A 21,160-nucleotide genomic window follows, 5' to 3' on the forward strand; every position below is an offset into this window, starting at 1 on the left:
CGTGCTTGTTCGGGGAATCCGGGTGTCAGGCACGTTATTGGCACACGTCTACCCAGGTCGCCGATGTCAGTTCTGCCATTCTTTCCGGCGTGATGCGTACCGCGCTGTGCGTGGCGCCTGCGGCAGGCAATACTTCGTTATACCCCTTCAGAGAGATGTCGCAATAAACGGGCAGCGGGTGCTCCAGCCCGAAAGGACATACGCCGCCGACAGGATGTCCGGTTGCATTGACCACTTCATCGCTGCTCAACATACGGGCTTTTGCGCCGAAAGTGGTTTTAAGCTTCTTATTATCCAGGCGGGCATCGCCTTTCGCGACCACCAGGATAATGGTGTCTTTTACTTTAAGCGAGAGCGTCTTAGCTATCTGCCCTGGCTCTACGTTGTGTGCTTTGGCTGCCAGCTCGACAGTCGCTGTACTTTGATTTAATTCGATAATTTCAATATCGGGAGCATGATCGGCCAGAAATTGCCGTACAGATTGCAGACTCATTCTTCTCTCCTGAGACCTTACCAATAGCCACGGTAGACCCAAAAATGGCAAAACGTAATTTGGCATACGGAGAGCGCCGCTGTAAATATAATAATGTGACAGGCCAGCAGCAGTAAGCCGTGACGATAACTGAAGGCAACGTAACGCAGTTTACTTTAGCGTGCAGTCGCCGCACTGCTGTACGTCAGGTAAGCGGTAACGTTGGCAGCAGGTTCTGCGTACCAGAAGACCGTCGCGCATTACGACGGTCCGCCACAGCGGGTTATCCTGACCGTCGGATAGCTGCTTTTCAAAAAAACAGCGCTGGCGTAGCGTTGCCAGCAGGGCTTCGCCAAGCAGCGGTTTCATCTCAGTCAGATACCAGTTAATTAAATAACCGGTATTGCTCCAGATAAGTTTCGCGTTGATGTCGCCAGTCGCCTCCAGCGCCTGAATGACCGGCTGTAGTGCGGAGACTATCAGCGTTTCCATTCGTTCTTCCGGGGAACGCCCCGTTGCCAGGTTATCCTGATGCACATCAAGCCAGAAACACGCGGCGCGCCCGGTTTCATGAAATTCAACGTGAATATGTTCTGCCGAGACATTGATAGCGCGCGCTTGCGTCAGTAATGCCAGCATCAGCGGCGGCGTCATCAGCCCGATATACCATTGCGCCCACAGGGAGAGTAACGGCTTATTTTCACGTGGCAGGCCTGGCGTGTGCCGATAGATGTGATCGGAATAGGCGGCCAGCAATGAACGAAACGCCGCGGGGCGCGTCCACTGGGCAAGAGTCATCGCCGTTGGCGGCGGCGTTTCATCCAGCCGGATGAAGTCCAACAGGTGCTTACGGGTAGAGGCGATCGTCTCGCGTACTGCGTCCGCCAGCGAGGCGTCTTCCGGCTGGGGAGCAGCTCGCCAGATAATATCGTCAGCAATCGGTGCGGAACGGTAGGCCATAGCGCAGTTTAATGATGTTAATCTAAATGATAATGATTGCTAATCCTATCGATAGCGATAAACGATGGCAAGCGGTTTATGGTTAACGCTGTTGGCGTAGCACGATTACGTCAGCAGGATTCATAGGGCGCGCATGTCGTCGCTGACCAGAATGTGGTTACGTCCAAGATGCTTGGCTTCGTAGAGCGCTTTATCCGCTTTTTCGATAGCGTCTCCGATATTGCGATCCGTCAGGGGCGCAATGCCGATACTGACAGTGACATTGGTGGCGACGCTTTCGTTAAACATATGCGGGATTTTAAGATCGTATACTTCCTGTCGGATACGTTCTGCGGTAGCGCGGGCTTGCTGTGGTTCGGCGGTGGTCAGCAACACCAGAAATTCTTCCCCGCCAAAACGGCAGACGACATCGCGCGATCGCACGGCGTCCCGAATTGCCGCTGAGACGCGGATTAACGCCTGATCGCCCATCATATGACCGTAGTGATCGTTGTACGCTTTGAAATGATCGATATCCAATAGCAGGACGTAGTGTTCATGGCTGCCCGGCGCCTGTAACGTATCCAGCCGATTTTGCAGGCCACGGCGGTTATATAAGCCGGTTAATGGATCAAGCATACTCAGGCCATTGAGAGTTTCCCGCTCGGCCAGCAGCTTAAACATGAGCTGTTGGGCAAAATTATCGTAGCGTTTCTGGATAACATGTTGAATAGCGATTCCCACCATTGGCAGGGCCAGCAAATAGAGAATTCGCAAACCTTGTTCATTACCGTTCAGCCACAGGCAGACTACGACTGGCGGTAGCGAATAGAGCGTAAACGCGACGATATTCGCGGCAAAGGCTATCGAGCCGATAAACAGAACGCTAAGCAGGGAGATCAGTAAAAAAGAGAAATCATAATGGCCTAACGCCGGATACTTTAGCGCAATATGCGCCGCCCATATTCCCCCAAAGAGTAGGGAGATAAAGGGGAGATTAATTCTTTTTTGTCCATATTTCCCATGCCATATCAACAGTAATACGCTCAGGACCACTATCCCGATCATTGGCGTGCAAAATACATTGATCTGATAAAGGGGGAAAACGAGAGTAAATAGCGCCGACACGGCGTTGAGAAACAAGAAAAGACGTAAAGAAAACTGATACTTCTTAATACGAAGCGACCGCCAGGATGGTGTTGTCATGGGTAATTGTCGTTATTTATCGGTGATATACACGGAATCGGGCGCCAACATGAAAATAACGTATGAGAAAAGGTCGCCTAAAGCGAGGTGTTGTTGTTTTTACGTTAACAGTCGGACAATTTATCACCTTACTGAATACGTGTCATCAACCGTTAAGTAAAACTCATCTCTTTAGCTTTCTCCCTGGCTGACAAATGAGAAAATATATCATATGATATTGGTTATCATTATCAATTCCAGAGGTGAAACCATGTTGCAGCGGACGTTAGGCAGCGGATGGGGCGTGTTATTGCCTGGAGTGATTATCGTTGGACTGGCGTTTATCGGCCTGTCAGCTTATGCGCTGAAGCTGTTGATTGTATCAGGATTGCTACTGTCTGCGCTGATGTTGTATCACAAACAATTACGGCATTTTGTACTGCTGCCATCGTGTATAGCGCTTATTGGCGGCATGATGTTGGCAATGATGAACTGGAATCAGGGATGAAAATGAAGAGACAAAGGAAGGATAAGATAATTGGTGCGAGGGGGGGGACTTGAACCCCCACGTCCGTAAGGACACTAACACCTGAAGCTAGCGCGTCTACCAATTCCGCCACCTTCGCATACCATCGATTCTTGAAAAGAATCACTACCACGGAGGCGCATTCTAGTGGTTTTCAGCTATTCGTCAACAGTTAATTGCATGGGACAGATTGATTGCTGCAAAAATGGGCGCGAGACGTAGGTTGGATAAGACGCCTGGCGTCGCCATCCGGCACATGCAACCAGATGGCGCTGCGCTTATCAGGCCAACTATTTCTTCGCCTGACGGGTCATCACGGTACGATAAACCTTAAAGCGCCCGGTTTGCGCGATGACTTCATGGAAGCCAAAAGTCTCATCCAGAATCTTAGGATAGGGCAGAAAGGCGTTCGCCACGATGCGTAACTCTCCGCCGCTGTTCAGATGGCGCACTGCGCCGCGAATGAGCGTTTGCGCCGCATCAAGGCTGGTTTGCATTCCGTCGTGGAACGGCGGGTTGGAGATGATCATGTCAAAACGTCCTTTGACTTCCGAAAAGACGTTGCTGGCGAATACCTCGCCTTCAAGACCATTAGCGGCAAGCGTGGCGCGGCTGGCTTCCACCGCCGGCGCGCTGACGTCACACAGCGTCAGGCGCACTTTCGGCGAATGGCTGGCCAGCGCGGCGGAAAGCACGCCAGCGCCGCAGCCGACATCCAGCACTTTACCTTTGGTGTGCGGCGTCAGCGTAGACAGCAGCAGTTGGCTACCAACATCCAGTCCGTCGCGGCTGAATACGCCCGGCAACGTTTTGATGGTCAGCCCGTCGATATTGTACTCGGCCCACCAGGATTCAAGACTAAACTGCGGCTGCTTTTCCAGACGACCATGGTAAAGGCCGCAACGTCGCGCGCTATCTACTTTGTTCAGCGGCGCATAGTCCGCCAGCATCGGTTCGGCGCTACGCACGCCGCTGCGGTTTTCTCCCACGACGAAAACATCGCTGCCCACCGGCATCAGCGACAAAATATTCATCAACTGGAACTGCGCTTCGGGTTTATTTTTCGGCCAGTAGTAGATCAGCGTATCGCAGTCAGCGACATCGCTGGCTTGCGCGACCAGGCTAAAACGGACGTTATCGCCCATCTGGCGGCTTAACGCCTGCCAGTGGTGAAACTGTTGCGTATACGCGCGGCTGGCGGCGCATTCAAAGCGCGCGGGCAGGTCATCCTGCAAATCTCCGGCAAAAAGAATACGGCTTTGTTCGAAATCATCACTGTGGCGCAGCAAGACTTCACTTGCCGGGGTAAAAGCAGACATGGAATGCTCCTTAATTCAGACTGGCGGCGATTATAGTAGTTTGATGGCGGAGATTCGACAGATTTGCTATATTTGCGCCCCTGATTACAGGAGCGTTTCGCTATGACATCCCGACGAGACTGGCAGTTACAGCAACTGGGTATTACGCAGTGGGCGCTGCGACGTCCTGGCGCGCTACAGGGCGAGATTGCGATTTCCCTTCCCGCGCACGTTCGTCTGATCGTGGTTGCAGAGGAATTACCCGCGCTGAACGAGCCGCTAATGCGCGATATCTTACGCGCGTTGACCGTGAGTCCCGATCAGGTTTTACCGCTGACGCCTGAGCGCGTCGCCATGCTGCCGCAGGGCAGCCGTTGTAATAGCTGGCGGTTAGGAACTGACGCGCCGCTCCAACTCGAAGGCGCTCAGGTCACGACGCCGGCGTTTAATGAACTCCGGGCAAACCCGGCGGCACGCGCCGCACTATGGCAACAAATCTGCGAACATGAACACGATTTCTATCCTCAGCACGACCGATCTCCCCGCAGCCTGGCAGATTGAGCAACGCGCTCATGCGTTTCCGTGGAGCGAAAAAACGTTTTTCGGCAACCTGGGTGAACGGTATCTCAACCTTAAGCTGACCGCTGATGACAGAATGGCCGCGTTTGCCATTACACAGGTGGTGCTGGACGAAGCGACGCTGTTCAATATTGCCGTCGATCCGGATTTTCAGCGTCGGGGGCTGGGGCGTATGCTGCTTGAGCATCTGATTGATGAACTGGAAAAACGCGGTGTTGTAACGCTATGGCTGGAGGTACGCGCCTCTAACGCTGCCGCCATCGCGCTGTATGAAAGTCTGGGGTTTAACGAGGCGACGATTCGCCGCAATTACTATCCCACGGCACAAGGGCATGAGGACGCCATCATCATGGCGTTACCGATAAGCATGTAATAAAAGAGGCAAGGTGTAATGATGAAGTGGGACTGGATTTTCTTTGATGCCGATGAAACGCTGTTTACGTTTGATTCTTTCACCGGCTTACAGCGGATGTTCCTTGACTATAGCGTCACCTTTACCGCTGAGGATTTCCAGGATTACCAGGCCGTGAATAAGCCGCTATGGGTGGATTATCAGAACGGCGCGATTACCTCATTACAATTGCAGCACGCGCGCTTTCAAAGTTGGGCTGAACGGCTAAACGTTGCGCCGGGGCTGCTGAATGACGCATTTATTAGTGCGATGGCGGAGATCTGTTCTCCTTTGCCGGGCGCCGTTTCGCTACTTAATGCGATTCGCGGGCAGGCTAAAATCGGTATTATTACTAACGGTTTTACCGCGCTACAACAAACTCGTCTGGAGCGCACCGGGCTGCGCGAGTATTTCGATCTGCTGGTGATTTCCGAGCAGGTTGGCGTCGCGAAGCCCGATCCGAAAATCTTTAACTACGCCCTGGAGCAGGCGGGGAATCCTGACCGCTCGCGCGTATTAATGGTTGGCGATACCGCGGAGTCCGATATTCTTGGCGGCATTAACGCCGGGCTGTCGACCTGCTGGCTTAACGCGCATCATCGCGAGCAGCCTGCGGGTATTCATCCAACCTGGACTGTGGCGTCATTAAGCGAACTGGAGCAGCTCCTGTGTAAACACTGATTGCCTCCCCCAGGTTGATGGGTAAAATAGCCGCATTTTTCGTATTCAACATGCGTGGTCAAACGCCGCGCTTACTCAAGAAGATTTGACTATGACGTTGTCTCCTTATTTGCAAGAGGTGGCCAAACGCCGCACTTTTGCCATTATTTCTCACCCGGACGCCGGTAAAACCACCATTACCGAAAAAGTGTTGCTGTTCGGACAGGCGATTCAGACCGCCGGTACGGTAAAAGGCCGTGGCTCCAGCCAACATGCAAAATCTGACTGGATGGAGATGGAAAAACAGCGTGGTATCTCTATCACCACCTCGGTGATGCAGTTCCCGTATCACGACTGTCTGGTGAACCTGCTGGACACCCCGGGGCACGAAGACTTCTCCGAAGATACCTACCGTACCCTGACGGCGGTGGACTGCTGTCTGATGGTGATCGACGCCGCAAAAGGTGTTGAAGACAGGACTCGTAAGCTGATGGAAGTTACCCGTCTGCGCGATACGCCGATCCTGACCTTTATGAACAAACTCGACCGTGACATCCGCGACCCGATGGAGCTGCTGGATGAAGTCGAGAACGAGCTGAAAATCGGCTGCGCGCCGATCACCTGGCCGATTGGCTGCGGCAAGCTGTTTAAGGGCGTTTATCACCTTTATAAAGATGAAACTTATCTGTATCAGACCGGTAAGGGCCACACCATTCAGGAAGTGCGCATCGTTAAAGGGCTGAATAACCCGGATCTGGACGCTGCCGTCGGTGAAGATCTGGCGCAGCAGCTGCGCGACGAGCTGGAACTGGTGCAGGGCGCGTCTAACGAGTTTGATGAAGAGCTGTTCCTGGCAGGGGAAATTACCCCGGTATTTTTCGGTACCGCGCTGGGTAACTTTGGCGTTGACCATATGCTGGATGGTTTAGTGGCGTGGGCGCCCGCGCCGATGCCGCGTCAAACCGATACCCGCACAGTGGAAGCCTCGGAAGAGAAATTCACCGGTTTTGTCTTTAAAATTCAGGCCAATATGGACCCGAAACACCGCGACCGAGTGGCGTTTATGCGCGTGGTTTCCGGTAAGTATGAGAAGGGCATGAAGCTACGCCAGGTCCGTACCGGCAAAGATGTGGTGATTTCCGACGCGTTAACTTTTATGGCGGGCGACCGTTCGCACGTTGAAGAAGCGTACCCGGGCGATATTTTGGGTCTGCATAACCACGGCACCATTCAGATCGGCGATACCTTCACCCAGGGCGAGATGATGAAGTTTACCGGTATCCCGAACTTTGCGCCGGAACTGTTCCGTCGTATTCGCCTGAAAGATCCGCTCAAGCAGAAGCAGCTACTGAAAGGGCTGGTGCAGCTTTCTGAAGAGGGGGCGGTGCAGGTATTCCGTCCCATCTCCAACAACGATCTGATTGTCGGCGCCGTGGGCGTTTTGCAGTTTGACGTGGTTGTCGCGCGCCTGAAAAGCGAATACAACGTTGAGGCGATTTATGAATCCGTCAACGTGGCGACGGCGCGCTGGGTGGAAAGCACCGATGCGAAGAAATTCGAAGAGTTTAAGCGTAAGAATGAAACGCAACTGGCGCTGGATGGCGGCGACAACCTCACCTATATCGCCCCAACAATGGTTAACCTGAACCTGACCCAGGAACGTTACCCTGACGTTCAGTTCCGTAAAACGCGCGAACACTGATCCCTTTCCGGGCGCGGCATCCGCCGCGCCTTCGTACTTTCCCTGCCTTTTTAACCGCTTACGGAATGTTCTTAAATCCCGCGTTTTTTCTCCGATCTGCCTGTTTTTTATACGCACCGACAAGCGATTTTAAAATTGTGATCTATATTTAACAAAGTGATGACATAAATGTCGGCTTTAATGCCTGTTCAATGCGTGAATATGAGAGCTTAAAGCTGAGATTTGTTTCAGTCACGATATTAATAACTGAAACGGAAGGGTGGCAGGCGACGCGTCGTTACAAATTCACGAATGTGATGCCAGTCATTGACTTCAGAAACCGGTGAGTTTCACCGCATTCAGCAATGCAACCTCGTGTTGCCTGAGCTCAAATTACGAGCAAACTATACAGGACAAAATCGATGACTATGACAAGACTGAAGATTTCTAAAACTCTGCTGGCCGTAATGTTGACCTCTGCTGTTGCGACAGGTTCTGCCTTTGCAGAAAACGCAACAACGGACAAGGCGCAAAGCGGAACCGAAACCGCAGGGCAAAAAGTCGATAGCTCTATGAATAAAGTCGGTAACTTCATGGATGACAGCGCCATCACTGCGAAAGTAAAAGCTGCGCTGGTAGACCATGACAATATTAAAAGCACCGATATTTCTGTCGAAACCAATCAGAAAGTCGTCACCCTGAGCGGCTTTGTAGAAAGCCAGGCGCAGGCTGAAGCCGCCGTGAAAGTGGCGAAAGGCGTAGAAGGCGTGACCTCCGTTAGCGACAAACTTCACGTTCGCGACAATAAAGATGGTTCCGTGAAAGGTTATGCCGGCGATACGGCCACGACCAGTGAAGTCAAAGCCAAGTTGCTGGCGGACGATCTCGTCCCTTCCCGTAAAGTGAAAGTGGAAACGACCGATGGCGTCGTACAGCTCTCCGGTACCGTTGAAACTCAGGAACAAAGCGACCGCGCTGAAAGCATCGCGAAAGCCGTTGATGGCGTAAAAAGTGTTAAAAACGATCTGAAAGTTCAGTAATTCGTCGTAATTCGTCCTCCCGACGTTTGTCGGGAGGCGTAATGTGCACCACACTAAAAATATCGCGAATGAGTAGCCTGAGCGCTCATATTTAGCGGTCGACATTAACTATGGTAAAGGAGAGGCTTATGTTTCGTTGGGGCATTATATTTCTGGTTATCGCGTTAATTGCCGCCGCATTGGGTTTTGGTGGACTGGCTGGTACGGCTGCCGGCGCGGCGAAAATCGTCTTCGTCGTCGGGATCGTGCTCTTCCTGGTCAGCCTGTTCATGGGCCGTAAACGACCCTAGCAGGCATCTGTAAAGATATATTGCTATCAAGCCAGTCCAGCGGACTGGCTTTTACGGTTTTAGCCGTTAACGTTTTGCGTTACCTTGTCAGCCTGGAAAAAAATGAAAAACAGGAAGGCAGAGGTGGGCCAGCGAATACCGGTTACGCTCGGCAATATTGCGCCGTTATCATTAACACCGTTCCGGCCAGGCCGTATGGCGCTGGTCTGTGAGGGCGGGGGGCAGCGGGGCATCTTTACCGCAGGCGTGCTGGATGAGTTTATGCGTGCGCAGTTTAATCCTTTCCATCTCTACTTCGGCACATCAGCCGGTGCGCAAAATCTCTCGGCGTATCTCTGCAACCAGCCCGGCTACGGGCGCAAAGTTATTATGCGCTATACCACCAGGCGCGAATTTTTTGATCCGCTGCGATTTGTACGCGGAGGAAACCTTATTGACCTCGACTGGCTGGTGGAGTCCACCGCCGCCCGGATGCCGCTGCAGATGGATACCGCAGCGCGCCTGTTCGACAGCGGAAAATCCTTTTATATGTGCGCCTGCCGGGGGGATGATTACACGCCGGGCTATTTCTCGCCGACAAAACAAAACTGGCTTGATATCATTCGCGCCTCCAGCGCCATACCGGGTTTCTACCGTACCGGCGTTACGTTAGAGGGCATCAACTATCTGGACGGTGGCATTAGCGACGCCATTCCGGTTCAGGAGGCGGCAAAGCGGGGGGCGAAAACCATTGTGGTGATCCGCACCGTACCCTCGCAAATGTATTACACGCCGCAGTGGTTTAAGCGTATGGAGCGCTGGCTGGGAGAGAGCAGTCTACAGCCGTTGGTCAACCTGGTGCAGCATCATGAAACGTCCTACAGCGCGATCCAACAATTTATTGAAAAGCCGCCGGGTAAGCTGCGGATCATTGAAATTTATCCGCCGAAACCGCTGCACAGCATGGCGCTGGGCAGCCGTATCCCGGCGCTGCGTGAGGATTACAAAACCGGGCAATTATGCGGGCGTTATTTCCTTGCCACCGTTGGTAAATTGCTCGCCGCAACGCCGCCTCTCCTGCGCCATACGTCGCGGATTGCTGTGCCAGAAACGGTGGTCGTGCCTCCGGCGCCGGTGGCCAATGATACGCATGTGGCGGAGGTCATTAGCGCGCCGCAGGCAAACGACACCACATTTACCGACGAGGATCTGGCGTGAGCTGGCGCTTTATCGATACACATTGCCATTTTGATTTCCCGCCCTTTACGGGCGATGAGCGCGCCAGTATTCAGCGTGCCTGTGAGGCGGGCGTTGAAAAAATTATCGTGCCGGCGACCGAGGCGGCGCACTTTCCCCGCGTGCTGGCGCTGGCGGCGCGTTTCCCGTCGCTTTATGCTGCGCTGGGATTGCACCCCATTGTGATTGAGCGTCATGCCGATGACGATCCTGATAAGCTGCAACAGGCGCTGGCGCAACAACAGAACGTCGTGGCGGTAGGCGAGATCGGTCTCGATCTCTATCGCGACGATCCGCAGTTCGCCAGGCAAGAGCGATTGTTAGACGCGCAACTGCAACTGGCAAAACGCTACGATCTGCCGGTGATCCTGCACTCGCGGCGCACGCATGACAAACTGGCGATGCACTTAAAGCGCCAGGATCTACCGCGAACCGGTGTGGTGCATGGTTTTGCCGGCAGTCTGCAACAGGCCGAACGCTTTGTGCGACTGGGCTATAAAATCGGCGTCGGCGGCACCATCACCTACCCGCGCGCCAGTAAAACCCGTGATGTTATGGCGCGGTTGCCGCTGGACGCGCTGTTGCTGGAGACCGATGCGCCGGATATGCCGCTAAAGGGGTTTCAGGGGCAGCCGAATCGCCCGGAGCAGGCGGCGCGCGTATTTGATGCGCTCTGCGAATTACGTCCGGAGCCCGCAGAGGTGATAGCCGATACGCTGTATCGCAATACCATTACCTTGTTTCGGCTCTGATGGCATCGCAGCCGCCGTCCGGCAGGCGACGGTTACAAATATAGCGCCGGCAAAATCAGCTTCGCCACCCCACGCGCGCGCAATCCGTCTGCCAGCCGTTCCACCTCTTGCGGCGTCGCGCCTGGCCAGGCTTTCGCTTCGCCATAGACGCCGTGCGCATGAAAGGCATTCAAACGCACCGGAACCTCGCCCAGCGAAGTAATAAACGCCGCCAGTGAATCGATATACGCCGCATAGTCCACCTGACCCGGGATAACCAGCAACCGCAGCTCCGCCAGTTTTCCCCGCGCAGCAAGAAAGCGGATACTGTGCTTAATATGCGTGTTATCACGTCCGGTCAGACGGTGATGACACTCGCTCTTCCAGGCTTTCAGATCGAGCATTACGCCGTCGCAAACCGGCAGTAGTTTCTGCCAGCCGGTCTCGCTTAACTGACCATTACTGTCCACCAGACAGGTCAGCCGTTGTAACTGCGGATCGGCTTTGATCGCCGTAAATAGCGCCACAATAAACGGTAATTGCGTGGTCGCCTCTCCGCCGCTGATGGTAATACCTTCAATAAACAGCGATGCTTTACGAATATGACGCAGCACATCGTCAACGCTCATGGTCTGCGCCATTGGCGTTGCCTGCTGTGGGCACATTTTCAGGCAGGTATCGCACTGCTCGCAGACGTCCGACCGCCATACCACTTTCCCGCCATCAACGCTGAGGGCGTGATGCGGACACTGCGATACGCATTCCCCGCAGTCGTTACAGCGTCCCATCGTCCACGGGTTATGGCAATTCTTGCAGCGCAAATTGCAGCCCTGTAAGAATAATGCCAGGCGGCTGCCTGGCCCATCGACGCAGGAAAACGCAATGATCTTACTGACTAAAGCGCATCTGTTGTTCATGGCTGACTACGCGTGGCTGTCGTTCCAGGATGCGGGTATTACGTGCGGCTTCTTCTCCCAGCCAGGTGGTATTCGTGCGCGAGCCTTCGGCGCGAAATTTCGCCAGATCCGACAGGCGCACCATATAACCGGTGACGCGCACCAGATCGTTGCCGCTGACATTGGCAGTAAATTCCCGCATCCCGGCTTTGAACGCGCCAAGACAAAGCTGAACCAGCGCCTGCGGATTACGCTTGATGGTTTCGTCCAGCGTCAGAATGTCGCTGATCCCGGCATGGTAAAAGGCATGGTGCGGCGCGACGGTTTGCAGATGGGTGATAGGGTCCGGTTCATCGCCATACGGCAAACGTGCGCCCGGCGTAGTGCCAATATCGGAACTGATGCCAGACTGGGCATGGAGCAGCGCCCGTTGCTTCCAGCCATACTTCACTGGCGTATTTTCGACGAAATCCGCCAGTTGGGTGCTAATACGGTAGCCCAGCTCGTTCGCCGTATCATTCTTGCCGTAACGGGCGGTCAGGCCCGCGTTTTCGCACAGCAGGTTCACGGCTTCCGCCAGCCCGTACATACCGAACATCGGCGCAAAACGTTCGGGATCGATCAAACCTTCCTGTACAAGAAAGCTATTCTCAAAGAAATGTGACTTTTCATAGAGGAATTCACATCGTGAATTAATGATGGCGATCTGCTGTCGGCAGTAGTGCGGTAGCGTGCGTGAAAAGAAGTCATCGACAGACGTACTGCGTTCTGCCACGGCTTTCAGGTTGAGACGTACCAGCGTACTGCCGCCGCCGCCAAGCGGTAGCGAGTTATAACAACTGACGATGCCATAATGGCCTTTTGTGAAAATTTTATCATTTACAGGGCCGTTGGAAATGTGTGGCTTACTGCATTCGCAAATGTTTTTGGCGACCTCCAGCAGCAGATCGTCCGGCGTAATTTCCGCATCGTAGATAAACGTCAGGTTAGGCGCCACCTGCTTTAGCTCGGCATCGGCGCGCAAAATCGCTCGTGTGACAGGCGTATCGGCAGGGCCAATATTGGCATGCATAAAGGCGTCTGGCAGCGTTCTGTCGAGATAACGCCAGAAACGTTTTATTCGAATATCGATCGCATCTTGTGTTAGAATTCTAACATACGGTTGCAGCAACGCATCAAGCTGGCCGAGATAAACCGGCATGGACGTCACGGAAGGAACGTGATGATACAGAATGGTGAGTAGGGATAACGCATCATCCAGATCTTTCGCGCCTTCCAGTTCCAGCCACTGTGAACCGTTAGCCAGAAATCGGGCGTAATCGGGCAACACGTAGCGTGGTTTGAAGGGGGCGTGCCCCTCAAACATATCGCAAATGACGCCTTCATCCAGCGCCTGGCGGGCATCTTCCGGCAGGGTGGGATAAGGCAGGGCGTTTTCAGCTTCCAGCGCCAGAAAATGGCGTTTTTGTTCAGGCGTGAGCACCGGGCTGGTCACAATTTGCTGGCAACGCTGCTGGAGCGCAGTTTCGCATGAGGCAGGCATCTTCGTTTCCTCTTTATGCCGGGACGATGCGCTATTGTAGAAAATGGCGGCAAACCGACTTTGATCCTGATGCGCTTATCGCTCGAAGAACAGGCGGTGACGGCGGGATAATTTGATTCAGATCTCATTACAGTAATGCAAATTTGTACGTAGTTTTCATTAACTGTGATGTATATCGAAGTGTAATCGCGAGTGAATGTTAGAATATTAACAGACTCGCAAGGTGAAATTTTATACGGCAATGCCGTTGGAGAATGTCATGACTGATTTAAAAGCAAGCAGCCTGCGTGCGCTCAAACTGATGGATCTGACCACTCTGAACGATGACGACACCAATGAAAAAGTGATCGCGTTGTGTCATCAGGCAAAAACCCCGGTCGGGAATACGGCGGCGATTTGTATTTACCCGCGTTTTATCCCGATTGCGCGTAAGACTCTGAAAGAACAAGGTACGCCGGACATCCGCATTGCAACGGTGACTAACTTCCCGCATGGCAATGATGACATCGATATTGCGCTGGCGGAAACCCGTGCGGCGATCGCCTACGGCGCTGACGAAGTGGACGTGGTATTCCCGTACCGCGCGTTGATCGCCGGTAACGAGCAGGTGGGTTTTGACCTGGTAAAAGCCTGTAAAGACGCTTGTGCCGCAGCGAACGTATTGCTGAAAGTGATCATCGAAACCGGCGAGCTGAAAGAAGAGGCGCTGATTCGCAAAGCCTCTGAAATCTCCATCAAAGCCGGTGCGGATTTCATCAAAACCTCTACCGGTAAAGTGCCGGTAAACGCTACGCCGGAAAGCGCGCGCATCATGATGGAAGTGATCCGCGACATGGGCGTTTCCAAAACCGTTGGCTTCAAACCGGCGGGCGGCGTACGTACGGCGGAAGACGCGCAGAAATTCCTCGCGATTGCAGACGAACTGTTTGGCGCTGACTGGGCAGATTCTCGTCACTACCGCTTTGGCGCATCCAGCCTGCTGGCAAGCCTGCTGAAAGCGCTGGGTCACGGCGACGGTAAGAGCGCCAGCAGCTACTAAGCTCTGATTTGCCGGATGGCGCTGTGCTTATCCGGCCTACAAATCCAGGCCTGTAGGCCGGATAAGGCGTTAGCCACCATCCGGCGATGTAAGCCTTCTACTCTTTTCCCTCAGGAGGGTACCGTGTTTCTCGCACAAGAAATTATTCGTAAAAAGCGTGATGGTCATGCGTTGAGTGACGAAGAAATTCGTTTCTTTATCAATGGTATTCGTGACAATACTATCTCTGAAGGGCAGATTGCCGCCCTGGCGATGACCATCTTCTTCCACGATATGACCATGCCGGAGCGTGTTTCGCTGACCATGGCGATGCGGGATTCCGGTACTGTCCTTGACTGGAAAAGCCTGAATCTCAATGGCCCGATTGTCGATAAGCATTCGACCGGCGGCGTAGGGGACGTGACGTCTCTGATGCTGGGGCCAATGGTAGCGGCCTGCGGCGGTTATGTGCCGATGATCTCCGGTCGCGGCCTCGGACATACCGGCGGTACGCTCGACAAACTGGAAGCGATCCCGGGCTTCGATATCTTCCCGGACGACAACCGTTTCCGCGAAATTATTCAAGACGTGGGTGTGGCGATTATTGGGCAAACCAGCTCGCTTGCACCGGCGGACAAACGTTTTTACGCCACCCGCGATATTACCGCGACGGTGGACTCTATTCCGCTGATCACCGGTTCCATCCTCGCCAAGAAACTGGCCGAAGGGCTGGATGCGCTGGTAATGGACGTAAAAGTCGGCAGCGGCGCGTTTATGCCAACCTATGAACTTTCTGAAGCCCTTGCTGAAGCGATTGTCGGCGTGGCAAATGGCGCGGGAGTTCGCACTACGGCGTTGTTAACCGATATGAACCAGGTGCTGGCTTCAAGCGCCGGTAACGCGGTGGAAGTGCGTGAAGCCGTGCAGTTCCTGACCGGTGAATACCGCAATCCGCGCTTGTTTGACGTTACCATGGCGCTATGCGTGGAGATGCTGATCTCCGGTCAGCTGGCGAAAGACGACGCCGAAGCGCGAGCCAAACTGCAGGCGGTGCTGGATAACGGTAAAGCGGCAGAAGTCTTTGGTCGTATGGTGGCCGCGCAGAAAGGGCCAAGCGATTTCGTTGAGAACTACGATAAATACCTGCCGACCGCCATGTTGAGCAAAGCGGTATATGCTGATACCGAAGGGTTTATTAGCGCAATGGATACGCGTGCGCTGGGGATGGCGGTCGTCTCGATGGGCGGTGGGCGTCGTCAGGCGTCTGATACCATTGATTACAGCGTTGGCTTTACCGACATGGCTCGTCTGGGCGACAGCATCGACGGGCAGCGTCCGCTGGCGGTGATTCATGCCAAAGACGAAACCAGTTGGCAGGAAGCGGCGAAGGCCGTCAAAGCGGCAATTATCCTTGACGATAAAGCGCCAGCAAGCACACCTTCGGTCTATCGTCGAATTACTGAATAGTTGTATACTGATCTGATCAATTATTTTTGAAGCACTAAGTACGGAGAAGATATGAAACGTGCATTTATTATGGTGCTGGACTCATTCGGCATCGGCGCTACTGAAGACGCGGATCGTTTTGGCGACGTAGGTTCCGACACTCTGGGCCACATCGCAGAAGCTTGCGCCAAAGGCGAAGCTGACAATGGCCGTAAGGGCCCGTTGAATCTGCCTAACCTGACTCGTCTGGGGCTGGTGAAAGCGCATGAAGGCTCTACCGGTAAAATTGCCGCCGGCATGGACGGCAACGCGGACGTTATTGGCGCATACGCATGGGCGCACGAACTGTCCTCCGGCAAAGATACGCCGTCCGGCCACTGGGAAATCGCCGGCGTGCCGGTGCTGTTCGACTGGGGCTATTTCAGCGACCACGAAAACAGCTTCCCGCAGGAACTGCTGGATAAGCTGGTAAAACGCGCCAACCTGCCGGGCTATCTCGGTAACTGCCACTCTTCCGGTACGGTCATTCTGGACCAGCTCGGCGAAGAGCACATGAAAACCGGCAAGCCGATTTTCTACACCTCCGCTGACTCCGTGTTCCAGATTGCCTGCCACGAAGAGACCTTTGGCCTGGATAAACTCTACGAGCTGTGCGAAATCGCCCGTGAAGAGCTGACCGAAGGCGGCTACAACATTGGCCGCGTTATCGCGCGTCCGTTTATCGGCGACAAGGCCGGTAACTTCCAGCGTACCGGCAACCGTCACGACCTGGCCGTAGAACCGCCAGCGCCGACTGTGCTGCAGAAACTGGTCGATGAAAAACAGGGCCACGTGGTGTCCGTCGGTAAGATTGCCGACATCTACGCCAACTGCGGCATCACTAAGAAAGTGAAAGCGACCGGTCTGGACGCGCTGTTCGACGCGACCCTCAAAGAGATGAAAGAAGCGGGCGATAAAACCATCGTCTTCACTAACTTCGTCGACTTCGACTCTTCCTGGGGCCACCGTCGCGACATCGCGGGCTACGCCGCAGGTCTGGAGCTGTTTGACCGCCGTCTGCCGGAGCTGATGGAGCTGGTGGGGGAAGATGACATTCTGATCCTGACCGCTGACCACGGCTGTGACCCGAGCTGGACTGGTACTGACCATACCCGTGAGCACATTCCGGTGCTGATCTACGGTCCGAAAGTCAAACCGGGCTCTTTAGGTCACCGTGAAACCTTCGCGGATATCGGCCAGACGCTGGCGACCTACTTTGGTACATCGCCGATGGACTACGGTAAAAACATGCTGTGATACCCGTTGTCTTTCGCGCTGTAGATGCGTTGACTTCATTCGCTCACCCCGGTCACATAGTTAATCTATGCTCCCGGGGATTCACGAATTCGTCGCCTTCCTGCAACGCGAAATCCTTAGGGTATTTCACTGTTTTAACACACGTTTTGTAGGCCTGATAAGGCGTAGCCGCCATCAGGCAATAACAACAAATTTAAAGGGAACTGAAGATGGCAACTCCACATATTAATGCAGAAATGGGTGATTTCGCTGACGTCGTATTGATGCCGGGCGACCCGCTGCGCGCGAAGCACATTGCTGAGACTTTCCTCGAAGATGTTCGCGAAGTGAACAACGTTCGCGGCATGTTAGGTTTCACCGGGACTTACAAAGGCCGTAAGATCTCCGTGATGGGCCACGGTATGGGTATCCCGTCCTGCTCCATCTACACCAAAGAGCTGATCACCGATTTCGGCGTGAAGAAAATCATTCGCGTCGGCTCCTGCGGCGCTGTGCGCATGGACGTCAAACTGCGCGACGTGGTGATCGGTATGGGTGCCTGCACCGACTCCAAAGTGAACCGTATCCGTTTTAAAGATCATGACTTCGCGGCTATCGCTGACTTCGACATGGTGCGTAACGCGGTTGACGCGGCAAAAGCGCTGGGCGTAGACGCGCGCGTGGGCAACTTGTTCTCCGCAGACCTGTTCTATTCTCCGGACGGCGAAATGTTCGACGTGATGGAAAAATACGGCGTACTGGGCGTGGAGATGGAAGCGGCGGGCATCTACGGCGTTGCGGCTGAGTTTGGCGCGAAAGCGCTGACCATCTGCACCGTGTCCGACCATATCCGTACCCACGAGCAGACCACTGCCGCTGAACGTCAGACGACCTTCAACGACATGATCAAAATCGCGCTGGAATCTGTGCTGCTGGGCGATAAAGAGTAAGATTGTGAAGGGGGCCAGATCAGGCCCCCTTCATCGTTTATTTCGTCAGCACTTCCCACTGTAAATTGCTTTCCAGCATGACCGTATCGGTAGCATGCGTAAATTGATTATCGTTCAAGACAGGTGTTAATGTCAGCGTGACGTTCATCATTTTCCCACTGACCTGCTGGTTATTATCCATCGCGATGATACCGTTGTTATTATGTAGCAACAGACTATCCAGGGCACTGTCATTGGGAGCAAAGCTCACTCTATCAAGGGTGCTGGCAATAGGATAACTTTTACCATCTACTGTCATCTGACTAACACGTACGGCGAGACCACCGTTATTTCCAAAATAAAATCGTCCCTTTTCCCCCGCTGAGGCCTGCACAAAAAGAGCAATATTCTGGCTTTCTGGGCAACTCACACTAACGTGAACCTCCTGTGAAGACATTTGATTCCAGCCTTGCTGAGAATTGACGATATCATCTTGCTTAAGCCAGCCAAAGCTGACGTTTGGCGAAGAAAACGTTATTTGGCAGTCATCGTCGGCCCGGGCTGATGGAGGGAGTAGTGCGGTGAAGATACAACATATAGCAATCCCCAACCATTTGCTGTTGGATTTCATTGACAGACTCCCTTTGCCGTTTCATAAAATGCCTCTTTATCCTGGGTTTTCTGCAGCGTGTAGTGGATGCGACACAGACGATTCATATCATCATCAGCGGCATATAACGCAGGATTATCCCCAACATCGGTGATAAATACGCGTCCGCTGTCGACAGCGCTGACCAAATAGTTATTTTTTTCATCTACAATGCTGGTGCCTTTAGGTAGCCATGAGCCGTCCGGACGCTTTACTGTCAGCATCACACGGCGTGTATTCAGCACGTTGAAATCCAGTACCCTAAAAGCGCTGTGCGCGACGGTAATATTCTTAATACCGTTTGCCAGTTCCATACTCTTTGGTAGCGTATTCGCATTAACCTCTACGCGGGATTTCCGCCATTCAGTTAGCCCCGGAATGACGGCCTGCCCCCAGCGGTCAGTCCAGATTCGCCCCTGTGGCGTGGCGATTTCAATGCCGCTTTCTGGTTCACTCAGGCGTGCGATAGCAAAGGTATTTTTGATGGTGTAAGGCGAGAACGTTATGCCATGTTCGTGTGCAGCGATGCCCCCGCTGAAGGTTGCGTTATAGTTGCGGTAATTATCGCCATCAGTGCCGCCGCCCACGCTGAGTTGAGTGTAATGGAGATTGCTATTGAGATTACCATTGAAGCTATTTTGCTGGTTTTTTGCATCACGATCCGCAGAAATATAGTAATGGGTATCTTTACTCAGCGAACCATTATTTTGTAGCCCGTAGGTTGTTTTATCACCTTGATTACGCATATAAGCGCCGACGCGCTGCTCACCTAGTGGAATGCTGATGTTGATGTAAAACATATCATCATCATTACTGCCGTTATGATTCTCATCATCCTGATTAACAGCGTGCTGCCAGTTAGCGGTAATTGAGGCATATTTAAATGTTTTGCCCCAGGAAGCCATTATGCTGCGAGAGTCGTTGTCATTATCCGTAGCCTGATAAGTGTAATAACCCAGTGAGAAGGTACCTAACAGATTATGGTTCCAGGCGATATTAGCACTGGAGCTACTTTGGTATTCGTAAGCATCTTTATTGAGCGCATCCGTTAACTCACGGTATCCGTCGCTGTAGCGGGCGGTACTGACGTCAAGTCTAATTTCCCCGGGCAGCGCCATGCTGGCGCGTAGTTCACTTTTCGCACCCTGCAGAGATTCGCCAAAGGACGCTTTACTGCCCAGCATTGAGCCGGAAAACGTCCATTTGTTGGTTGGAAGCCATTGCAGCATACCTCCTGCCGCTTGATAGTCTTGTGCCAGTACGCCAGACGCCTGCGCCAGCCAGTTTTCACTCAGTTTCCAACCATCGCTGATGTTATAGATCCAGGGGAGAGAATAGTCGCTGGTGGTATCACGTACGCGCCCTATGGACATTGTCAAGCCTGCGGGCGTGAGTTCGCGTAAATTAAAAGATACTGCCGGCACCGTGAAGGTTGTCGTTGAGCCATCGGTTTCAACGACGCTGACGTTAAGGTCGGTATTGCTGCGTATGATGGGGACATTTTCAAGGGTAAATGCCCCAGCGTTCACTGGTGCGGTATAAATAATCTGTCCGGACTGACGAACTTCAACGCGAGCCTGGTGGGTTCGGGCAATACCGTTAATGGTTACGCCTTGGGTATCCTGTGCCAGCCCTTGTTCAGGGATAAGCTGTACGCCGTTGATCGGCGCGCCACTGAATAGACTGGAGTTGACGTTGATCTGCCCAACTTGCGCACGCATTTTTTGTGCCTGAAATACGTGCTCCGCATAGGTATATAGACTATCGGTACGGTATTCTCCATCATTATTCGTCAGCATGTAGCGGCTGCGCAGCGTCCATTCCGCGAAGTTTAAGCCAGCTTCAAGGTTTGCCTGGGCATAGTTTCGGCTATCGCTACCGGATGACTCGCTGCGACTGGCGTACAGGTTATAGTTAAATAACCCGGCGGTGCCGCCTTTAATCACGTTGTTTAGCGAGAGTAAGTTATTATCCAGAGCCTGCGCCGGAACAAAAAGCTCCAGCGATTCACTGTTTGGCAGTGGGGTAATAATCGCTGAGGGATAATCTTCTTGTAGGCTATGGCATGTTTCTTTGGCGCTGATATTAAGCGGTACGAGCCCGCTGGCGCTGAGGAAATCGTCATCCACGCAAAGCTGGCCTTCTGTGTCGAAACGCGCGACCAACGACCCTCTATTTACGCCATTGATCTTTACCATGACGGTGTGGCTGCCTGGTAGAAAGCGCGGCGCGCGCGAAAAATATTGTGCGACGTTGGGGCTAATGCCTCTGGAGGTGAGAATACCCATGTCAAAATTCAGCTCCTCCGCCAGAGCTGAAAACGTCGTGGTCGCCAGTGAGCAATAAAGCGCAGTTTTGATGTATAGCGGCAGTTTTAAATACTTCACGTGCTAGCTC

At 53.3% G+C, this 21,160-nt stretch carries 21 protein-coding genes and 1 tRNA gene; 13 read left to right on the forward strand and 9 right to left on the reverse strand.

Annotated elements, in window-relative coordinates; translation table 11 throughout:
- Positions 1-34: 34 nt before the first annotated feature.
- From ACLJQJ_RS14750 to ACLJQJ_RS14760, 3 genes are all read right to left on the reverse strand, one after another.
- Positions 35-493: a YbaK/EbsC family protein gene (locus ACLJQJ_RS14750; RefSeq protein ID WP_000058276.1), complete on the reverse strand. Its 459-nt coding sequence runs from the start codon at positions 491-493 to the stop codon at positions 35-37.
- Between the two features lie 150 nt (positions 494-643).
- Positions 644-1,432 (reverse strand): siderophore-iron reductase FhuF, encoded by a 789-nt coding sequence (gene fhuF / locus ACLJQJ_RS14755; protein ID WP_063809587.1) that lies wholly within the window; start codon positions 1,430-1,432, stop codon positions 644-646.
- 120 nt (positions 1,433-1,552) lie between these two features.
- On the reverse strand, positions 1,553-2,617 hold the full coding sequence (locus tag ACLJQJ_RS14760) for a GGDEF domain-containing protein (RefSeq protein ID WP_024156547.1): 1,065 nt from the start codon (positions 2,615-2,617) through the stop codon (positions 1,553-1,555).
- A 250-nt stretch (positions 2,618-2,867) separates the two neighbouring features.
- On the opposite strand from ACLJQJ_RS14760, the gene ACLJQJ_RS14765 reads away from it, so the two are divergent.
- A complete protein-coding gene (locus ACLJQJ_RS14765) occupies positions 2,868-3,104 on the forward strand; it encodes a DUF1435 domain-containing protein (protein WP_000941878.1) in 237 nt (78 codons plus the stop codon).
- A 31-nt stretch (positions 3,105-3,135) separates the two neighbouring features.
- Here ACLJQJ_RS14765 and ACLJQJ_RS14770 read toward each other — a convergent pair.
- Both ACLJQJ_RS14770 and rsmC read right to left on the reverse strand, forming a co-directional pair.
- Positions 3,136-3,222, reverse strand: a tRNA-Leu gene (locus ACLJQJ_RS14770).
- Positions 3,223-3,412: 190 nt separating this feature from the next.
- Positions 3,413-4,441, reverse strand: coding sequence for a 16S rRNA (guanine(1207)-N(2))-methyltransferase RsmC (gene rsmC, locus ACLJQJ_RS14775; RefSeq protein ID WP_001272293.1), 1,029 nt, complete (start codon positions 4,439-4,441; stop codon positions 3,413-3,415).
- Between the two features lie 102 nt (positions 4,442-4,543).
- Here rsmC and ACLJQJ_RS14780 point away from each other — a divergent pair, with 102 nt between their 5' ends.
- The 8 genes from ACLJQJ_RS14780 to ACLJQJ_RS14815 all read left to right on the forward strand — a co-directional run bounded on the left by ACLJQJ_RS14780 (position 4,544) and on the right by ACLJQJ_RS14815 (position 11,028).
- Positions 4,544-4,981 carry a DNA polymerase III subunit psi gene (locus tag ACLJQJ_RS14780; protein WP_000203998.1) on the forward strand — a complete coding sequence of 146 codons (438 nt, stop codon included), beginning with the start codon at positions 4,544-4,546 and terminating at the stop codon, positions 4,979-4,981.
- Positions 4,926-5,372 (forward strand): ribosomal protein S18-alanine N-acetyltransferase, encoded by a 447-nt coding sequence (gene rimI / locus ACLJQJ_RS14785; protein WP_001092431.1) that lies wholly within the window; start codon positions 4,926-4,928, stop codon positions 5,370-5,372. Before ACLJQJ_RS14780 ends, rimI begins: the two co-directional genes overlap by 56 nt.
- Before the next feature lie 21 nt (positions 5,373-5,393).
- A complete protein-coding gene (yjjG, locus tag ACLJQJ_RS14790; RefSeq protein ID WP_000870686.1) occupies positions 5,394-6,071 on the forward strand; it encodes a pyrimidine 5'-nucleotidase in 678 nt (225 codons plus the stop codon).
- 91 nt (positions 6,072-6,162) lie between these two features.
- Positions 6,163-7,752: a peptide chain release factor 3 gene (gene prfC, locus ACLJQJ_RS14795; RefSeq protein WP_000175966.1), complete on the forward strand. Its 1,590-nt coding sequence runs from the start codon at positions 6,163-6,165 to the stop codon at positions 7,750-7,752.
- A gap of 401 nt (positions 7,753-8,153) precedes the next feature.
- Entirely contained in the window at positions 8,154-8,771 is a 618-nt protein-coding gene (osmY, locus tag ACLJQJ_RS14800) for a molecular chaperone OsmY (RefSeq protein ID WP_000178962.1), read from the forward strand.
- Positions 8,772-8,899: 128 nt separating this feature from the next.
- On the forward strand, positions 8,900-9,061 hold the full coding sequence (locus ACLJQJ_RS14805) for a DUF1328 domain-containing protein (RefSeq protein ID WP_000490276.1): 162 nt from the start codon (positions 8,900-8,902) through the stop codon (positions 9,059-9,061).
- A gap of 123 nt (positions 9,062-9,184) precedes the next feature.
- On the forward strand, positions 9,185-10,258 hold the full coding sequence (locus tag ACLJQJ_RS14810) for a patatin family protein (protein ID WP_000531540.1): 1,074 nt from the start codon (positions 9,185-9,187) through the stop codon (positions 10,256-10,258).
- Positions 10,255-11,028, forward strand: coding sequence for a metal-dependent hydrolase (locus ACLJQJ_RS14815; protein ID WP_000119012.1), 774 nt, complete (start codon positions 10,255-10,257; stop codon positions 11,026-11,028). Before ACLJQJ_RS14810 ends, ACLJQJ_RS14815 begins: the two co-directional genes overlap by 4 nt.
- A 32-nt stretch (positions 11,029-11,060) precedes the next feature.
- Here ACLJQJ_RS14815 and ACLJQJ_RS14820 read toward each other — a convergent pair whose 3' ends face one another.
- Positions 11,061-11,924 (reverse strand): YjjW family glycine radical enzyme activase, encoded by an 864-nt coding sequence (locus ACLJQJ_RS14820; RefSeq protein ID WP_063809586.1) that lies wholly within the window; start codon positions 11,922-11,924, stop codon positions 11,061-11,063.
- Entirely contained in the window at positions 11,896-13,446 is a 1,551-nt protein-coding gene (locus ACLJQJ_RS14825) for a YjjI family glycine radical enzyme (protein ID WP_001111689.1), read from the reverse strand. Before ACLJQJ_RS14825 ends, ACLJQJ_RS14820 begins: the two co-directional genes overlap by 29 nt.
- A 259-nt stretch (positions 13,447-13,705) precedes the next feature.
- Between ACLJQJ_RS14825 and deoC the strand changes: the two genes are divergently transcribed.
- From deoC to deoD, 4 genes are all read left to right on the forward strand, one after another.
- A complete protein-coding gene (gene deoC / locus ACLJQJ_RS14830; RefSeq protein WP_001519713.1) occupies positions 13,706-14,485 on the forward strand; it encodes a deoxyribose-phosphate aldolase in 780 nt (259 codons plus the stop codon).
- A gap of 123 nt (positions 14,486-14,608) precedes the next feature.
- Positions 14,609-15,931 carry a thymidine phosphorylase gene (gene deoA / locus ACLJQJ_RS14835; RefSeq protein WP_000477840.1) on the forward strand — a complete coding sequence of 441 codons (1,323 nt, stop codon included), beginning with the start codon at positions 14,609-14,611 and terminating at the stop codon, positions 15,929-15,931.
- A gap of 51 nt (positions 15,932-15,982) precedes the next feature.
- Complete coding sequence (deoB, locus tag ACLJQJ_RS14840) at positions 15,983-17,206, forward strand: phosphopentomutase (RefSeq protein ID WP_000816454.1); 1,224 nt, start codon at positions 15,983-15,985, stop codon at positions 17,204-17,206.
- A 209-nt stretch (positions 17,207-17,415) separates the two neighbouring features.
- On the forward strand, positions 17,416-18,135 hold the full coding sequence (gene deoD / locus ACLJQJ_RS14845) for a purine-nucleoside phosphorylase (RefSeq protein WP_000224864.1): 720 nt from the start codon (positions 17,416-17,418) through the stop codon (positions 18,133-18,135).
- Between the two features lie 37 nt (positions 18,136-18,172).
- On the opposite strand, the gene ACLJQJ_RS14850 is transcribed toward deoD, so the two are convergent.
- Both ACLJQJ_RS14850 and ACLJQJ_RS14855 read right to left on the reverse strand, forming a co-directional pair.
- Positions 18,173-18,745, reverse strand: coding sequence for a hypothetical protein (locus tag ACLJQJ_RS14850; protein WP_063809585.1), 573 nt, complete (start codon positions 18,743-18,745; stop codon positions 18,173-18,175).
- Positions 18,742-21,150, reverse strand: coding sequence for a fimbrial biogenesis outer membrane usher protein (locus ACLJQJ_RS14855; protein ID WP_045341644.1), 2,409 nt, complete (start codon positions 21,148-21,150; stop codon positions 18,742-18,744). The genes ACLJQJ_RS14850 and ACLJQJ_RS14855 overlap by 4 nt, the downstream gene beginning before the upstream one ends.
- Positions 21,151-21,160: the final 10 nt, after the last annotated feature.

It is taken from the genome of Salmonella sp. SAL04202, from assembly GCF_046550775.1.
In the GTDB taxonomy this organism is placed as follows: domain Bacteria; phylum Pseudomonadota; class Gammaproteobacteria; order Enterobacterales; family Enterobacteriaceae; genus Salmonella; species Salmonella enterica.

What these genes read in the sequence shown, in the direction of transcription:
- ACLJQJ_RS14825 (WP_001111689.1), bottom strand. Translation starts at nt 13,446, where the DNA reads ATGCCTGCCTCATGCGAAACTGCGCTCCAGCAGCGTTGCCAGCAAATT.
- yjjG (WP_000870686.1), top strand. Translation starts at nt 5,394, where the DNA reads ATGAAGTGGGACTGGATTTTCTTTGATGCCGATGAAACGCTGTTTACG.
- ACLJQJ_RS14760 (WP_024156547.1), bottom strand. Translation starts at nt 2,617, where the DNA reads ATGACAACACCATCCTGGCGGTCGCTTCGTATTAAGAAGTATCAGTTT.
- ACLJQJ_RS14805 (WP_000490276.1), top strand. Translation starts at nt 8,900, where the DNA reads ATGTTTCGTTGGGGCATTATATTTCTGGTTATCGCGTTAATTGCCGCC.
- osmY (WP_000178962.1), top strand. Translation starts at nt 8,154, where the DNA reads ATGACTATGACAAGACTGAAGATTTCTAAAACTCTGCTGGCCGTAATG.
- fhuF (WP_063809587.1), bottom strand. Translation starts at nt 1,432, where the DNA reads ATGGCCTACCGTTCCGCACCGATTGCTGACGATATTATCTGGCGAGCT.
- deoB (WP_000816454.1), top strand. Translation starts at nt 15,983, where the DNA reads ATGAAACGTGCATTTATTATGGTGCTGGACTCATTCGGCATCGGCGCT.
- deoD (WP_000224864.1), top strand. Translation starts at nt 17,416, where the DNA reads ATGGCAACTCCACATATTAATGCAGAAATGGGTGATTTCGCTGACGTC.
- rsmC (WP_001272293.1), bottom strand. Translation starts at nt 4,441, where the DNA reads ATGTCTGCTTTTACCCCGGCAAGTGAAGTCTTGCTGCGCCACAGTGAT.
- rimI (WP_001092431.1), top strand. Translation starts at nt 4,926, where the DNA reads ATGAACACGATTTCTATCCTCAGCACGACCGATCTCCCCGCAGCCTGG.
- ACLJQJ_RS14780 (WP_000203998.1), top strand. Translation starts at nt 4,544, where the DNA reads ATGACATCCCGACGAGACTGGCAGTTACAGCAACTGGGTATTACGCAG.
- ACLJQJ_RS14765 (WP_000941878.1), top strand. Translation starts at nt 2,868, where the DNA reads ATGTTGCAGCGGACGTTAGGCAGCGGATGGGGCGTGTTATTGCCTGGA.
- prfC (WP_000175966.1), top strand. Translation starts at nt 6,163, where the DNA reads ATGACGTTGTCTCCTTATTTGCAAGAGGTGGCCAAACGCCGCACTTTT.
- ACLJQJ_RS14820 (WP_063809586.1), bottom strand. Translation starts at nt 11,924, where the DNA reads ATGAACAACAGATGCGCTTTAGTCAGTAAGATCATTGCGTTTTCCTGC.
- ACLJQJ_RS14750 (WP_000058276.1), bottom strand. Translation starts at nt 493, where the DNA reads ATGAGTCTGCAATCTGTACGGCAATTTCTGGCCGATCATGCTCCCGAT.
- ACLJQJ_RS14850 (WP_063809585.1), bottom strand. Translation starts at nt 18,745, where the DNA reads ATGAAATCCAACAGCAAATGGTTGGGGATTGCTATATGTTGTATCTTC.
- deoC (WP_001519713.1), top strand. Translation starts at nt 13,706, where the DNA reads ATGACTGATTTAAAAGCAAGCAGCCTGCGTGCGCTCAAACTGATGGAT.